The sequence below is a fragment of the Nocardioides sp. P4_G4 genome (genome assembly GCF_056401085.1).
In genome coordinates, this window is record NZ_JBFUKA010000028.1 from 14,395 (window position 1) to 28,792 (window position 14,398).

Annotated in this window: 15 protein-coding genes; 7 read left to right on the forward strand and 8 right to left on the reverse strand. The window is 73.3% G+C overall.

All coding sequences use genetic code 11. The features are described 5' to 3' along the window. Positions 1-40: 40 nt before the first annotated feature. A complete protein-coding gene (locus AC1DQF_RS08510) occupies positions 41-1,624 on the forward strand; it encodes a hypothetical protein (protein WP_477524784.1) in 1,584 nt (527 codons plus the stop codon). Here AC1DQF_RS08510 and menD read toward each other — a convergent pair. The 3 genes from menD to AC1DQF_RS08525 are packed head-to-tail and all read right to left on the reverse strand — an operon-like array spanning position 1,596 to position 5,196. After that, on the reverse strand, positions 1,596-3,149 hold the full coding sequence (gene menD, locus AC1DQF_RS08515) for a 2-succinyl-5-enolpyruvyl-6-hydroxy-3-cyclohexene-1-carboxylic-acid synthase (protein WP_477524813.1): 1,554 nt from the start codon (positions 3,147-3,149) through the stop codon (positions 1,596-1,598). The two genes, AC1DQF_RS08510 and menD, sit on opposite strands and share 29 nt — an antisense overlap. Positions 3,150-3,202: 53 nt before the next feature. Next, positions 3,203-4,144: an o-succinylbenzoate synthase gene (locus AC1DQF_RS08520; protein ID WP_477524785.1), complete on the reverse strand. Its 942-nt coding sequence runs from the start codon at positions 4,142-4,144 to the stop codon at positions 3,203-3,205. Then, entirely contained in the window at positions 4,144-5,196 is a 1,053-nt protein-coding gene (locus AC1DQF_RS08525; protein ID WP_477524786.1) for an AMP-binding protein, read from the reverse strand. The genes AC1DQF_RS08520 and AC1DQF_RS08525 overlap by 1 nt, the downstream gene beginning before the upstream one ends. Positions 5,197-5,367: 171 nt before the next feature. Between AC1DQF_RS08525 and AC1DQF_RS08530 the strand changes: the two genes are divergently transcribed. From AC1DQF_RS08530 to AC1DQF_RS08550, 5 genes are all read left to right on the forward strand, one after another. Next, positions 5,368-6,762: an MFS transporter gene (locus AC1DQF_RS08530; protein WP_477524787.1), complete on the forward strand. Its 1,395-nt coding sequence runs from the start codon at positions 5,368-5,370 to the stop codon at positions 6,760-6,762. Between the two features lie 8 nt (positions 6,763-6,770). Beyond that, complete coding sequence (locus AC1DQF_RS08535) at positions 6,771-7,643, forward strand: 1,4-dihydroxy-2-naphthoate polyprenyltransferase (protein WP_477524788.1); 873 nt, start codon at positions 6,771-6,773, stop codon at positions 7,641-7,643. A 62-nt stretch (positions 7,644-7,705) separates the two neighbouring features. Beyond that, the gene (locus tag AC1DQF_RS08540; RefSeq protein ID WP_477524789.1) at positions 7,706-8,080 is read left to right on the forward strand and encodes an ArsR/SmtB family transcription factor; all 375 of its coding nucleotides are present in this window, start codon (positions 7,706-7,708) and stop codon (positions 8,078-8,080) included. Between the two features lies 1 nt (position 8,081). Then, a complete protein-coding gene (locus tag AC1DQF_RS08545) occupies positions 8,082-8,567 on the forward strand; it encodes an SRPBCC family protein (protein ID WP_477524790.1) in 486 nt (161 codons plus the stop codon). Positions 8,568-8,703: 136 nt separating this feature from the next. After that, complete coding sequence (locus AC1DQF_RS08550; protein WP_477524791.1) at positions 8,704-9,963, forward strand: GNAT family N-acetyltransferase; 1,260 nt, start codon at positions 8,704-8,706, stop codon at positions 9,961-9,963. A gap of 1 nt (position 9,964) precedes the next feature. Here AC1DQF_RS08550 and AC1DQF_RS08555 read toward each other — a convergent pair whose 3' ends face one another. Continuing rightward, entirely contained in the window at positions 9,965-10,231 is a 267-nt protein-coding gene (locus tag AC1DQF_RS08555; RefSeq protein WP_477524792.1) for a DUF4229 domain-containing protein, read from the reverse strand. A 71-nt stretch (positions 10,232-10,302) separates the two neighbouring features. Between AC1DQF_RS08555 and AC1DQF_RS08560 the strand changes: the two genes are divergently transcribed. Continuing rightward, positions 10,303-10,530 carry a hypothetical protein gene (locus tag AC1DQF_RS08560; RefSeq protein WP_477524793.1) on the forward strand — a complete coding sequence of 76 codons (228 nt, stop codon included), beginning with the start codon at positions 10,303-10,305 and terminating at the stop codon, positions 10,528-10,530. Here the strand turns inward: AC1DQF_RS08560 and ccsB are convergent. The 4 genes from ccsB to AC1DQF_RS08580 are packed head-to-tail and all read right to left on the reverse strand — an operon-like array spanning position 10,476 to position 14,398. Then, the gene (ccsB, locus tag AC1DQF_RS08565; protein ID WP_477524794.1) at positions 10,476-11,462 is read right to left on the reverse strand and encodes a c-type cytochrome biogenesis protein CcsB; all 987 of its coding nucleotides are present in this window, start codon (positions 11,460-11,462) and stop codon (positions 10,476-10,478) included. The two genes, AC1DQF_RS08560 and ccsB, sit on opposite strands and share 55 nt — an antisense overlap. Next, on the reverse strand, positions 11,459-13,051 hold the full coding sequence (resB, locus tag AC1DQF_RS08570) for a cytochrome c biogenesis protein ResB (RefSeq protein ID WP_477524795.1): 1,593 nt from the start codon (positions 13,049-13,051) through the stop codon (positions 11,459-11,461). Before resB ends, ccsB begins: the two co-directional genes overlap by 4 nt. 1 nt (position 13,052) lies before the next feature. After that, on the reverse strand, positions 13,053-13,802 hold the full coding sequence (locus AC1DQF_RS08575) for a cytochrome c biogenesis CcdA family protein (RefSeq protein ID WP_477524796.1): 750 nt from the start codon (positions 13,800-13,802) through the stop codon (positions 13,053-13,055). After that, positions 13,799-14,398, reverse strand: a complete 600-nt coding sequence (locus tag AC1DQF_RS08580; protein WP_477524797.1) for a TlpA disulfide reductase family protein — start codon at positions 14,396-14,398, stop codon at positions 13,799-13,801. Before AC1DQF_RS08580 ends, AC1DQF_RS08575 begins: the two co-directional genes overlap by 4 nt.

Sequence of the window (14,398 nt, forward strand, 5' to 3'; positions counted from 1 at the left end):
GCAGAGTCTGCCAGCACCACGTGTCAGGGATGATTCCGGCGTGCGTCGACTCGGGAGGATCGTGGTGGCCCTGATCGGGCTCGCTCTCCTGCTCGCCGGGGCGGGAGCCGCGGCGTACGTCGGCTCCGACGACACCGTCTTCACCCGGCCTGCTGCCCTCGGTGCGGACGGCCGCCCCGTCCTCACGGCGCCGGACCTGCTGGCCTGGGACGGCGTCACGGTGACCCTGCGGGCCCAGGCCCCGGACGGGGTCTTCATCGGGACCGCGCACCCGGTCGACGTGGCGGACTTCGTCGGCCACTCCCCCCGCGTGCGCCTCGAGGGCGTCACCCGCGAGGGCGTCGTGTCGGACGAGGTCGGCTCCGGCCGACGCGAGCACCCCGAGGACGCCGACTTCTGGACCCGGTCGATGCGCGGCGCCGGTGCCCAGGAGCTCGCCCTCGACCGGACCGCCTCCGCCGCGCAGTGGGTCATCGCCCCGCTCGGCGGCGTGGGCCCCACGTCGGTCTCCTTCGGGATCACCGTCGAGGGGGCGTACGTCGCCGCGCTGGGTGTCGCGGGCGTCGGGCTGCTGCTCCTGGTGGTGGCCGTGGAGCTGCTGCGTCCCCGTCGGTCCCGCCGGTCCCGACCGTCGGGCACCCCCCGTCCCGCGGCCGCACCCGCCCGCCACGCCGGGGCGCGCAGGGCCGGACGCCGCAGCCGCGCCACCGCCCTCTCGGTCGTCGTCGTCCTCCTGGCCGGGGGCTGCCAGCTCCCCGAGCGGTCCACCGAGGCGACCGCCACCCTGTCCCGCACCAAGGTGTCGCTCACCGCGGCCGAGCTGCCGGCGCTCTACGCGTCGTACGACGGGCGGCGGGCGCGGGCGCTGCGGGCCGCCGGTCCGCCCGGCTACCGCTACGGCCCGTGGCGCGCCGCCGACCGGGGGCTGGCGCTGGCGGTCGACCGCTACGAGACGGCGGCACGCCGGGTGATGCGGCTGGGGCCGGGGCGCCCGGCGGACCACACCGGCCTGCGGGTCTACGCCGCCCGGTTCGACGCCTACCCGATGTGGGCCATGGTCGCGGCCCGGACGCCCGGCGGTGACCCGGAGGTGCACGTGCTGGTCCGTGAGTCGGTGACCTCCCCGTGGCTGGTGGAGGCACGGGCCGACGTCACCGGCGACCTCCCGGAGCCCGGCCGTCCCACCACGCTGCCGACCGGGCGCGCACGCGACGCCGCGACCGACGCGCGCGACGCCTGGCGCGCCTTCCTCACCGACGGCGACGAGGACGGGCTGGTGGTCGACGAGGCCTCTCGCGCCTGGCGGCGGGCCATGGCCGACCTGGGCTCGCGGGCGATCTTCCGGGACTGGGAGGTCCGGGCGAGCGCCGTGGACGCGCCGGTCCGGGTGGTCTCGGCCGCGGACGGCAGCCTGGCGGTGGTGGCGCTGCGCGTCGTCACCCGGCTGCGCGGACGCCCCGACCTCGCGGTGCGGTGGAACCCGCCGTACGGCCGGCTGCGTGCCGGACGGGGCGGCGTCCTGGTCGTCGACGAGCTCGCCGTCGGGCTCGTGCACCTGCCCGACCGGGGCCGGCCCACCCTGGTGGGGACGACCTTCAGCGAGGTTCCGGCCGGAGCGTCCTGATCCTGGCGTCGAGGGCGCGTCGGTTGTCGCGCCGGACGACGGCCTCGACCACCTCGACGCCCCCGTTGGGCGAGGCGAGTGCCTGCTCGAGCTCCGGGAGGCTGGCGACCCGCAGGTGCGGGGTGCGGGACGCGGCGCACAGGCTGGCCAGGTCGACGCCGTGCGGCGTGCCGAAGAGCGTCTCGAACGCCTCGGAGTGCTCGTCGGCCCCCTGCTCGAGCATGCTGAAGATGGAGCCGCCGTTGTCGTTGACGACCACGATCGTGAGGTCGGGCCGCTCCTCGCGGGGCCCGAGGACCAGGCCGGTGGCGTCGTGCAGGAAGGTCACGTCGCCCATCAGGGCCAGCGCGCGGGTGCTGCGCGGACGGCCCAGGGCGGCGCCGATCGCCGTCGACACGGTCCCGTCGATGCCGGCCAGGCCGCGGTTGGCGATGACCTTGCGGCGATCGCCCACCGCGTAGCGCGCGACCATCAGGTCCAGGTCCCGGATCGGGCTCGAGGCGCCCACGTGGAGCAGCCCGCCGGCCGGCAGTGCCCGGCTGACGGCCCCGGCCACCTCGTACGGCGTGAGRTCGGGCTCGGTGGCCAGCAGCCGGTCCAGCTGGCGTCCCACCGACCGGTCCGCCTCGCGCCACTCCTCCAGCCAGGACGGGTCGCCCGGGTCCGCCCGGAACCGGTCGGCCTCCAGGCGGACCGGGAACGGGCGCTGCGACCAGAGGCCGCGTGAGCGCAGGGACACGACCTCGACGTCCTCGCGACCGAGCAGCCGGGTGACCGGCCGGGACAGCGTGGGGTGGCCCGCGACCACCACCCGCTCGATGCGGTCGCCCAGCTCGCTGCCCAGCAGCAGGCGGTAGGTCCGGATGGCGTGGTCACCCGTGCGCGCGCCGCTGGTCGGCTCGGCCAGCAGCGGCCACCCCGCGGCCTCGGCCAGCACCCGGGCCGGTGGGCCCGCGTCGTCGCCGGCCACCACGACGGTGCGGGGGCCCGCAGGGAGCTCGACTGCCTCCACGTGCTCGTCGCGCCACGTCCTCTCCCACGCATCGGCGGCGGCGTCGGCCCAGGGCTCCTCGGGCAGGAGCGGCTCGTCGAGGTGGACGTTGAGGTGCACCGGCCCTCCGGGGGCCGGGACCTCGACGGCTGCGACGGCGGCGCCCTCGCCCGGCTGGAGGACGGTCGTGGGGGCGAAGGTGCCGAAGACCCCGACCTGGTCGGTGGACTGGTTGGCGCTGGTGCCGCGCATCCGCGCAGGCCGGTCGGCGGTCACCACGACGAGGTCGATCCCGGCGTGCGCGGCCTCCATCACGGCGGGCACCAGGTTGCCGACCGCCGTACCGCTCGTGCACACGACCGCGGCCCGGGAGCCGACCTTGCTCAGCCCCAGGGCCAGGAAGGCGGCGGCCCGCTCGTCGATGCGGGTGTGCAGCCGCAGCAGCCCGGCGCGGGCGGCGTCGTGGACGGCGAAGGACAGCGGCGCGTTGCGCGACCCCGGGCAGAGCACGACCTCCCGCACACCGGCCGTCATCAGCGCGGAGACGACCTCTCGAGCCAGGCGGGTCGACGGGCCGGTGGAGGGGTTCACGAGGACCGATCCTGCCGCACCGTCGCCAGCCGCCGCTCCCACCAGGCGGTCCGATCGGGGTCCGCGGCCAGCCTGTCCAGGGCGTCCGGGTCCACCACCGGGGTGCGCACGGGCAGCATCCCGCCGACAGGCAGCAACGGCTCGGTCGCCACGTCGTCGGTGAGCAGCTGCACGGTGGCGAGCCCGCAGGCGTGCGGCAGCTCCGGCAGGGAGGCCGCCAGCGCCACCCCGGCGGCGATGCCGACGCTCGACTCGACCGCGCTGGAGACCACGACGGGCAGCCCGATGTCCTCGGCGATGCGCAGGCAGGCGTGCACCCCGCCCAGCGGCTGCACCTTGAGCACCGCGATGTCGGCGGCCTCCAGGTCCCGCACCCGGTAGGGGTCCTCGGCCCGGCGGATGGACTCGTCGGCGGCGATGGCCACGTCGACCGCTCGGCGTACGGCGGCCAGCTCCTCGACGCTCGCGCAGGGCTGCTCGACGTACTCCAGGCCGCCGGCGGCGCGCTCCAGGAGCCGGATGGCGCCCACGGCCCCGTCGACGTCCCAGCCGCCGTTGGCATCGATGCGGATGATCCCGCCGGGGCCGAGCGCGTCGCGCACCGCCTCCAGCCGGGCCTCGTCGTCGCCGAGGGTCTGCCCGACCTCGGCGACCTTGACCTTGGCGGTGGTGCACCCACCGGCGGTCACGATCCGGTGCGCCCGCTCGGGGCTGCAGGCGGGCACCGTGACGTTGACGGGCACGGCGTCGCGCAACGGGGCGGGCCAGTCGCCGGCCGCGGCCTCCTCGGCGGCACGCAGCCACGGCCGCGAGGTCGGGGCGTCGTACTCCGTGAACGGGCTCCACTCCCCCCACCCGGCCGGACCCTCGAGCAGCACGCCCTCGCGGACCGTGATCCCGCGGAAGCGCGTCCGCAGCGGGATGCTGAAGACCCTCATCACTGACCCTCGCCCGCCCGGGTGACGAGCGCCCGGCGGTCGACCTTGCCGTTGTCGAGCAGCGGCAGCGCCTCGAGCGCGACCACCTGCCGCGGCGCCCAGGAGCGCGGGTGGGCCTCGCCGACCCAGTCGCGGACCTCCTCGAGCTCGACGGCGCCGACGTCGTCACCGACCAGGAAGGCGACCACCCGGTGTCCCCACTCCGCGTCCTCGACGCCCAGCACCTCGGCGACCTCGACCGCGGGGTGCTCGCGCAGCCGCCGGGCGACGGCGGGCAGGGGCACGTTGACCCCGCCGCTGACGACGACGTCGTCGAGGCGCCCGAGCACCTGAAGCCGGCCGTCCTCACCGAGGCGCCCGGCGTCGGCGGTGAGGTACCACCCGTCGACGAGGGTGCTCGCGGTGAGCTCCGGGTCGCCCACGTAGCCCTCGAAGAGCGTCGGGCCCCCGATCCGGATCCGCCCGTCGGTGCCGATCGCGACCGCGACCCCGTCGAGCGGGTGGCCGTCGTAGACGCAGCCGCCGGCGGTCTCGCTGGCGCCGTACGTCGCGACGAGGTGCAGACCGGCCTCCTCGGCCCGCCGGCGCAGGGACGGGTCGATGGGGCCGCCGCCGAGCAGGATCGTGTGCAGGGCGCGCAGCGCTTCGACCTCGCGCTCGTCGTCGAGCAGCCGGTGGAGCTGGGTGGGGACGAGCGAGGTGAAGACAGGCACGTCGCGGTGGTGCGGCATCGCGACCAGGGCGTCCGCGAAGGAGCCATCGACGAGGACGGGCTCGTGGCCGGCGACCAGGGACCGGCAGATGACCTGCACGCCGGCGACGTACGCCGCCGGCAGCGCCAGCAGCCACTGGCCGCTCGCGCCCAGCCGTCGGGCGGACGCATGCACCGAGGCGAGGACCGCGTGGCGGGCGATCTCCACCCGCTTGGGGGCGCCGGTGGAGCCCGAGGTCTCCACCACGAGCGGCGTCGGCTCGGCCATCACGGCCAGCCAGTCGCGCAGCGCGGCGACCACCTCTGAGGGCTCTCCCCGCACCGGCCTCAAGAAATTCACGAGACGCACGCTAGTCCCGGGGTGAGAATGAACGCCAAGGGCCACCCAGCGCGCCGAGTACCACCCAGCCACCGGTATCGGTCACACTGCCGGGTCGCCGCTCGCGACCACCACCACGTGCAGCACGTCCCCCTCCGATCGAGGGGTCTCGGAGAGGACCACAGCCACCCGATGAACATCCTGACGACGGTCAAGCACCAGGCGACGCCTCCGTCGCCGCTGGCCGGTCGGCTGGCGACCCAGTCGCTGCTCTTCGCCCTCGGCGAGGGCACGTTCATGGCTGGGTCGGCCGTCTTCTTCACCCAGATCGTCGGCCTGACGGCCGCCCAGGTCGGCCTCGGCCTCACCATCGCCGGCGTCGCCGGCTTCATCGCCGCCTACCCGATGGGCCTGCTCGTCGACCGCATCGGTCCGAAGCGCTGCTGGGCGATCAGCTCGGTGGGACAGGCCTCGATGTTCGCCGTGTGGCCCTTCATCGACAACTTCGCGCAGTACATCGCCATGGCCGTCGTGATGGACGTCATCGGCGCCCTCGGCGGCACCGCGCACGGGGCCTACACGATCGACGTCCTGCCCCCGGGCGAGCGGGTCAAGTCACGCGCCTACATGTACTCGGCGCTCAACGCCGGCTTCACCCTGGGCTCGCTCGTGGGCGGCATCGCGCTGGCCTTCGAGTCGATCACCCTGCTGACCGCGGTCCCGTGGTTCACCGCCGCCGTCTTCATGTTCAACGCCTACAACATCGCCACGCGCCTGCCGAAGGCCCCGCACGACCTCAAGACCGCCGACGAGCGCAAGGTCAAGATCCCCGGCCCCGGACCGATGCGCAACGTGGGCTGGCTGGCCGTCACGGTCTTCACGGGGGTCCTGTGGACCAACCAGGTGATCCTCAACCTCGTCATCCCGCTGTGGCTCGTGGAGAAGACCGACGCCCCGTGGGTGGTGCTGGCGTTCCTGTTCGGCACCAACACGGTGATGTGCATCTTCTTGCCGATGGCCGCGGCCCGCGGGATCAAGGACACCCGTACGGCGCTGCGGGCCATCCGCATCTCGACCGTCTTCTTCGTGATCTCGTGCGTCATCACGCTGTCGACCCACGAGTCGATCGGCTGGGTGACCATCACCTTGTTCTTCATGGGGCACATCACCCTGACCGGTGCCGAGCTCTTCCTCTCGGCGGCGAGCTGGACCTTCGAGGCCGAGCTGATGGACCCCCGCCGCCGCGGTGAGTACCAGGGCGCCGCCGAGCTCGGCGGCACGCTGGGCCGGGTCTGGGCACCCGCCCTCTTCACGTTCCTCGCGATGAACTGGGGCGCCACCGGCTGGATGATCATCGGCGGCATCATCACGGCCGCTGCCGCAGCGCTGCACCCGTCCACGACCATGGCCCGGCGGTTCCTGGAGAAGAACGTCCCGGCCGACGTGCTGGCCGACGCCGCCGCGAGCGAGGACGAGCACGACCAGGACGGCGACGGCGCGCCGCCCGTGGGCCCCCCGACGCTCGAGCAGCCCGCCAGCCCCGGGCTGCCGGGCTCGCCCTCCGGGGCCGTCAGCCCGGGTGCTTGAATCCTCCGGTGGCATCACCGTCTGACTGGCTCGCCGGAGCCCGCCCCCGCACCCTGCCCGCTGCCGTCGCCCCCGTGCTCTCAGGCACCGGGGTCGCGGCGTACGTCGACGGCGCGGTCTGGTGGAAGGCCCTGCTGGCCCTCGTGGTCTCACTTGCGCTGCAGGTGGGCGTCAACTACGCCAACGACTACTCCGACGGCATCCGCGGCACCGACGCCGACCGGGTCGGCCCGATGCGCCTCGTCGGCTCCGGCGTGGCCTCCCCCGGCTCGGTCAAGGCGGCCGCCTTCGCGGCGTTCGGGGTCGCCGCCGTGGCCGGTCTCGTCCTGGCCGCGACCACCGCGTGGTGGCTCGTCGCCGTCGGCCTCGTCTGCGTGCTCGCCGCGTGGTTCTACACCGGCGGCTCGCGGCCCTACGGCTACCTCGGGCTCGGCGAGGTGATGGTCTTCGTGTTCTTCGGGCTGGTGGCGGTGATCGGGACGACGTACGTCCAGACCGAGACCTTCGAGTGGGCCGCCCTGTACGCCGCCGTCGGTGTCGGCGCGCTGGCCTGCGCGATCCTGGTGGCCAACAACCTGCGCGACATCCCCACCGACGTCGAGGCCGGCAAGCGCACCCTCGCGGTCAAGCTCGGCGCCGAGCGCACCCGCGGGCTCTACGCCCTGCTCGTGCTGGCCGCCGCGCTGGCGGTCGTCGCGGTGGCCGCCGCCACCACCTGGTGGGCCCTGGTCGGCCTCGGGTTCCTGCTGCGGATGGCCCCGCCCGTGCGCACCGTCCTCGGCGGCGCCGTCGGGCCCGCGCTCGTCCCGGTGCTCCAGCAGACCGGGGTCGGACAGCTGCTGTGGTCGGTGCTGGTCGCCGTCCCCCTCCTTCTCACCTGACCGGGCGCTTCCTGGCACTTCACCCTTGACAACGTACAACTAGATGGTTGTACGTTGGTTCCGTGACCAGTGACGCGGAGGACCGGGCGGACGCCTTCTTCCATGCCCTGGCCGACCGCACCCGGCGCGACATCCTGCGTCGTGTCCTGGCCGGCGAGCACTCCGTCTCGGCGCTGGCCCAGCACTACCCGATGAGCTTCGCGGCCGTGCAGAAGCACGTCGCGGTGCTCGAGCGCGCCGGCCTCGTCTCCAAGCGACGCAGCGGACGCGAGCAGCTCGCGAGCGGCGAGGTGGAGGCCGTCAGGTCCGTCACCGCACTGCTCGCCGAGTTCGAGGAGGTCTGGCGCGGACGCATCGGCCGGATCGACGACCTGCTGGACGGCTCCGGCACCGACACCACACCAACCCCAACCCCAACCCCACCGAAGGAGAGCTGACATGCCCGTGCTCGACGTAGCCAAGGACCTCGACCACCGCACCCTCACCGTGACCTCCGAGTTCGCCGCCCCGGTGGACCGGGTCTGGCAGATCTGGGAGGACCCGCGCCAGCTCGAGCGCTGGTGGGGCCCGCCCTCGCACCCGGCCACCTTCACCGAGCACGAGCTCACGCCGGGAGCCCGGGTGAAGTACCACATGACGGGTCCCGACGGCGAGGTCTACCCGGGCTACTGGGACATCACCGAGGTCGACAAGCCCACCCGCCTCGCGTACGACGACGGCTTCGCGGACGCCGACGGCGAGCCGCAGGAGTCCGCCCCGGTCGGGAGCAGCACGGTCGACCTCGTCGCGACCGGGACCGGTACGCGGATGGTGATGGTGGCGACGTACCCCTCCGTCGAGGACCTCCAGAAGGTGCTCGACATGGGGATGGAGGAGGGCATCACCTCGGCCGTCAACCAGGTCGACGCCCTGCTCGCGGCCTGACCCCGGCACCGCCCCCGCCGCCCCCGCTGGGGGTAGTTGGGGACGATCTGGTCGCTCCGGGCACGTCCCGACCGACCAGTTCGTCCCCGACCACCCCGAGAGAAATCGGGTTGCCGCGCTGACTAGCGTGAGGACCGTGGAGTACGAGCACCGGACCCTGGATCCGCACGACGACAGCGACGAGGCGAAGGCCGCGGTCGACGCGTGGATGGGCGCGGTGTCCCGGGGGTTCCACGACAGCCGCCCCTCCGACAGCACCCGCGAGATCTGGCGGGAGACCGCCCGCGCGGACTCGATGCGGATTGTCGGCGCCTGGCTCCCGGAGGGCGCCTTCGGGGCCGGGCCCCTCCCGGTGGCGACCTTCAGCTCGTGGGACATGACCCTGAACGCCGGGGCCGCGATGGTGCCGGTCCACATGATCAGCGACGTGACCGTGAGCCCTGCCCACCGCCGCCGCGGGCTGCTCCGCACGATGATGGTCGAGGACCTCGCCCAGACCTCGGCCCCGGTGGCGGCCCTCACCGTCTCCGAGGCCTCGATCTACGGCCGCTTCGGCTTCGGTCCCGCCTCGTTCCGCCGCCGTATCGAGGTCGACACGACGGCGAGCTTCGCGATGCGCGACTTCGTCGACCCGGGCCGGGCCGAGCTCGTGGAGCCGGCCGACCTGTGGGACATCGCCAGCGACGTCTTCGCCCGCTTCCACGCCTCCTCGCGCGGCTCGGTCGAGCGCCCGCACTTCTACCGCGCCTGGCAGACCGGTCGCTACGACCCGGCCACGGGCGGCACCGATGACAAGCTCCGCGCGGCGGTGCACCTCGACGCCGACGAGCGACCGGACGGCTACGTGCTGTTCAAGCACGCCGAGGGCGAGGGCGACAAGCCCGCCACGGTCACCGCCGAGCTGCTGAGCCTCGACACCTCCGCCCACCTCGGGCTGTGGCGGTTCCTGGCCGACATCGACCTGTCCTCGCGGGTCGCGGTTCGCAACGCGCACCCCGACGACCCGCTCTACTGGGCGCTCGCCAACAGCGACGTCATCGGTGTCCGGAGCGTCTACGACCACCTGTGGGTCCGCGTGCTCGACGTCGCGACCGCCCTCGAGGCCCGACCGTGGTACGCCGACGACTCGTTCGTCCTGGGCGTCACCGACCCCCTCGGTCACGCGGAGGGCGGTTGGCGCATCGACGCCTCGGACGGCCGGGCGACGATCGCCCCGGCCGACCGCGACGCCGACCTCACGGTGAGCGCCGAGACGCTGGCGTCGCTCTACCTCGGCGGCGTCCGGGTCGACTCGCTGGCCGCGGCCGGGCGGCTGTCCGGCGATCCCGCGCAGGTCACGCGGCTGGGCCGGCTCATGGACGGCGGCCCCGCGCCGTACTCGCTGACCAGCTTCTGACTCAGTCGCTGTCCTCGCGGGCGCGGCGCTCGTCGAAGGCCGCTGTGGCGCGGGCGGCCCGCTCCTCCACCTTGCGGGCGAACGCGTCGCGCTGGCGGTTGAGCACGAAGTACGACGCGATGCCGGAGAGGGCGAACGCGATCACGACCGGCCACAGCAGGTTGACCTCACCGTCCCCGTCGAGCAGCGTCCAGACGCCGAGGACGAGGCCGACCATGCCGATGAACAGCAGGATGCGCAGAGCGGTGTAGACGATGAACTCCTTCACGCGACCAGCCTAGGTGCTGTCCGGGAGCCGACTCCCGGAGGGCGGTTGCGGTGGGCGCCTACATTGGGGGGGTGAAGTTCCTGGTCTTCCTCGTGCTGCTGGCACTGGTCGTCTACGCCCTGGTGCGGGTGGCCCAGCAGCGGGGCCTGCGCCCCCCACCGCGACGCCCCTCGGCGCCCCCGCCGCGTCCCCACGGACCCGACGACGACCCGGAATTCCTGCGCGACCTCGACCGCAAGCGCCGTCAGGAGGACGGCGGCACCGGGGGCACCGGCGGCACCGGCGGCAGCGGGACCTGAACCGTCCCGTCGGCAGCGGGTGCCGGCCCCGGCTCGACGAGCGCGGGCGCAGCGTAGGAGTGCTGTGAGCTCGTGCTGAAGAAGTTGATGCCGATGAAGTTGAACCACAGCGTCGCGAGGCCCACCAGCGCGACGTACGCGGCGTTGCGCCCCTTCCAGCCGACCGTGGCCCGCGCGTGCAGGTACGCCGCGTAGACGACCCAGGTGATGAACGCCCAGACCTCCTTGGGGTCCCAGTTCCAGTACGACGACCACGCCTGGTGCGCCCAGATGGGCCCGGTGATGAGCACCGCGAACGTCCACACCGGGAAGCCGAACGAGTGCATCCGGTAGGAGATGCGGTCCAGCGACCTCAGGTCGGGGACCCGGGCGAGGTAGCCGCGCTCCTTGGTCGAGCGCTCCTTCAGCAGGTAGAGCACCGAGCAGATCCCACCCAGCGTGAAGGCGCCGGTGGCGATCACCGCGGAGACGACGTGGATGACCAGCCACGGGCTGTACAGCGCCTCGGTGAGGGGCGCGACCGGCGTGTAGAGCCAGATGACGGCGACCATCATCAGCGTCAGCACGAAGGTCACGACGACCGGCCCCATCCACTCCAGGCCGAAGCGACGTAGCAGCACGAGGTAGAGCAGGGCGACCACGAAGGTGCCCGCCAGCGTGAACTCGTACATGTTGCCCCACGGCACCCGGTTGGGGTCGGCGGCCATGCCGCGGGCGACGAGCGCCACGGCGTGCACCAGCACCGCCACGCCGGTGAGCAGCACCGCGAGACGTCCGGCCATCGCGGTGCGCCCGCGAGTGACCACCTCGTCGGCCGGCAGCTTGCGCAGCGAGGCCCACTGGACCAGGTGCGCCAGCAGGGCGAGGAAGTAGACGACCCCGGCGGCCGCGACCGCCTGGTTGCTGAGGGTCTCCCACGATACGTCGGTCACGAGTTCTCCTTGGTCGTGCCTGCATCGCCGGTTTCGGCACGCAGGGTGTCCATGATCGCCGCGAGCTCGGCGGCGCCCCGCTCGGGGTCCCCCCCGTTCGAGCGGTCGAGGCCGGCGACGTCCACGACGGTGGTGTCGCCGTCCTCACGGGCCCGCACCCACATGCGGCGGGGCCGGATGAAGAGGGAGCCGAGCAGGCCGACCAGGGCCATCACGACGCCCGCGAGGGCGACGAGCTTGCCGGGGGTCTCGCTGACCTGCAGCTTGTTCCAGCGCTGGATGCCGTCGAAGGACACGCTGCCGAGCCCGTCGGGCAGCTGGACGGTGTCCCCGGGGCGCATGTCGAGCCGCAGCGGCTGCCCGTCGTCCTTCATGAGCTGGGTGGCCTTCGCCTTGTCCAGCACGTAGACCGACTGGCTGCCGCCGTCGTCGAGGCCGAGGTCGCCGGTGTAGACGAACAACGACATCAGCGGGTTGACCGCGTCGCCGAACACCGACCGCGGCGCGCCGTCGCCGAGGGCGAAGGTCGGGTAGAACGTCCCCTCGAGGGCGAGCTGGCCGGGCCGCGCGTCCGGCGCCTTGATGACGCCGAAGCTCTCGAACGTGGGGTCCGTCGGCAGGAAGATCGTCGGCCCGCTGTAGGCGACGTCCCCGTTGCCGTCCTTGATGGTGACGACCGGCGCGTAGCCGTGGCCGATGAGGAACACCTCGGTGTGGTCGATGGACAGCGGGTGGTTGACGCGCAGGTCGTAGGTGCCGGTGTCGCCGTCGGCGGTGGTGTAGTCGAGGTGGGAGACGAACTTGCGCGCCTGCCCCTTGGCCGGGCCGTCGGTGAGCCAGGTGATGTCGAAGTCGTCCACGTTGACGGAGAAGCCGTCCAGGTCGTCGGCGCCGAAGAGGCTGCCGGGGACGAACTCGTCGTACTGCGTGGGGTTGTTGGACCAGCCGTTGCCCACGGTCACGATCACGCCGGCCTTGAAGCCGAACAGCCCGCCGACCGCGAACCCGACGAGCACCACCAGCACCGAGAGGTGGAAGAGCAGGTTGCCGGCCTCGCGCAGGTAGCCCTTCTCGGCCGAGACCGCGCCCTCGCGCACCTCGACGCGGTAGCGGCGTCGCTCGAGCTCCGTGGCCGCTGCGGCCAGGACCTCCTCGACGCCGTCGTCCGTGGTGTACGACGCGTGCTCCGGCAGGCGGGACAGGTTGCGGGGGGCCTTGGGCGGGCGGGCCCGCAGCGCGCGCCAGTAGACCGCCGAGCGGGGCAGGATGCAGCCGACCAGCGAGATCATCAGCAGGATGTAGATCGCGGAGAACCACGGCGAGTCGTAGACCGAGAACAGCCCGAGCTTCGCGTAGATCGGCGCCAGGCCGGGGTGCGCGTCCTTCCAGCGTCCGACGGCGAGGGCGTCCACGTCGTCCTGCGGGATGACCGAGCCGGGGATGGCGGCGAGCGCGAGCAGGAGCAGCAGCACCAGCGCGGTGCGCATCGAGGTGAGCTGGCGCCACGACCAGCGCACGAGCTCGCGCGCGTTCATGTCCGTGGGCATGGGCTGGGCCTGCCGGTCGTCGCCGGACGAGTGGGTGCTCACCTCAGACCGCCGTCTCGAAGGAGGTGACCATGCGCAGCTGCAGCCACTGGATCATCTGGTCCCACAGGCCGGTCACGAGCAGCACGCCGACCATCACGAGCATGAGCCCGCCGGCGCGCATCACCCAGACCTGGTGGCGACGGATCACCCCGAAGACGGCGAGCGCCCGACGGTAGGCCAGGGCCGCGAGGATGAAGGGCAGCCCGAGGCCCAGCGCATAGATCGCCGACAGCAGCGCCCCGCGCGACGCGGTGCCCTCGTTGAGCGACAGCTGGGTGATCACCGCCAGCGTCGGCCCCATGCAGGGGCTCCAGCCGAGACCGAAGAGGAAGCCCAGCAGGGGCGCGGCGGCGAGCCCGACGGCCGGCACCTGGTGGATCCGCCAGTCCCGCTGGAGGCCCGGCAGCCACCCGGCGAACATCAGGCCCAGCACGATGGTGACGAGGCCGAGCACGACGGTGATCTCACGCTTGTAGTCGACGAGCCAGCCGCCGAGCGAGCCGGCCGYCGTGCCGATGGCCACGAACACCACCGTGAACCCGAGGACGAAGAGCAGCGCCCCGGCGAGCATCCGGCCGCGACGGGCGTTCTCCAGGTCGGCACCGGACAGCCCGGTGGCGTAGGAGAGGTAGCCCGGCAGGAGCGGGATCACGCACGGGGAGAAGAAGGACACCAGCCCGGCGAGCAGCGCCACGGGGATCGCGAGCGCGAGCGACCCGGAGGCGGCCTGGTCGGTGAACCAGCCGGTCACGACGTCCCCTCGGCGGCCGTGTCGGCGACCACGTCGAGCAGGGTCTGCTCGGACGGCAGGCGACCGAGGATCGAGGCGGCGATGCGACCCTCGGCGTCGAGGACGACGGTCGCGGGGACGGTGTAGGCCGTCAGCGTGCCGTAGAAGGGCACCAACGCCTTGCCGTCCGCGGAGAAGACCGAGGGGTAGGGCACCTCGAAGGACCGGACGTAGGCCCGGGCCTGGTCGACCGAGGAGTCGCGGATGTTGACCCCGACGAAGGCGGCCTGGCCGTCGAGCTCGGCGGCGGCGTCGTTGAGCTCGGGCTGCTCGACGCGGCACGGCGGGCAGGCCGACCACCAGACGTTGACCACGACCGGCCTGCCGCGGAGGTCGGCGAGGGAGACGGGCTTCCCGTCGAGGTCCTCACCCTGCAGCTCGATCGGCTCGCCACGGTCGGCGGCCGCCACGACCTCGAGCTGGCCGTCGCTGGTCACGTAGCCCTTGTCCCCCGCGCCCTCCAGCGACGAGCAGCCACTGAGGGCCACCGTGCCGAGCAGCAGGCAGACGAGCAGGCAGACGAGGGCGCCCCTGGGGCGCGAGGTGGGAGGGCGCAC